This window comes from Oleiphilus sp. HI0043 (genome assembly GCF_001634935.1).
Genome location: NZ_LWEY01000513.1, coordinates 1 through 884, shown reverse-complemented (window position 1 = coordinate 884; position 884 = coordinate 1). Strand labels below are relative to the sequence as shown.

Annotated in this window: 1 protein-coding gene; it reads right to left on the bottom strand. The window is 42.6% G+C overall.

The genetic code is table 11. The features are described from left to right. Window positions 1-102: 102 nt before the first annotated feature. On the bottom strand, window positions 103-884 hold a 782-nt coding region (locus A3729_RS32445; protein WP_068633433.1), incomplete at its 5' end, for a hypothetical protein.

Below are 884 nucleotides of genomic sequence, written 5' to 3'. Positions count from 1 at the left end.
GCTATTAGGTGTTCATATTGGCCTGAATAACGAAAAGGAACAGCATCAACAATATGCCTTTTCTTGGTAATGAGCCCTATACCTACAACGCTGTTTTCTTCATTAAAATTTATGCCATAGTTCAGCATTATCAAGCGGGTCGGCTTTACTCAAATTGGGGTTGGGAATAGAAAACCTTCTGCGCTCTTTCAGCCGAAACTTATCTATTAGCGCTTGGTGGTGAGCTAAAAAGTATGCTTCAAATTTGCCATTTTCGATTAGGCGCCACAAACCCCGTTCAATGCGCTTCGCAAGCTCTGGTCGTTTCGGGCTAATAAAGAAATAGGTTGGCAAGGGGATATGAAGCATTAGTTCCGTGTCGATTGCTAGATTAGGGTGCGCCTCTTTTTGAGCTAAGTACTCGGCCTCAATTTCATTAATACCACGACCAAAGGTTTTAAATCTACCGAGCTCTAACATACTAAACAGGCCTTCATAGTTGTTTCCCACAACAACATTAAACCCTGCCTCTCTCAACACTCTAGTCGTCGACCAACCTTTTCCTGAACCAGTGGGTATAGCTTTAAACTCTTCGAAAGACTTAAGTGCTGACAGTTTGCTCTGGTCTTGCTTATTAATGAAAAAGAGGCGATAGCCCTGTATTCCCTTTCGTATGGGAATTCTTACGACGTGCAATTCGCTGACCCAAGCAGTTTTGGGCGCTTCGGCAACGACATGAAGCTCTTTACCCTCTTTCAACGATAACAGTAGACGATTACGGTTCATTATAAGCGTTGCGTGTTTTACAACACTTTTTGAATCGTCGTCTTGAGTCTCATCGAGAACCATTTGCAACAAATCATGTGCGTAATCATAGCGTTTGTCATTAACTGATTCAGGCCGAT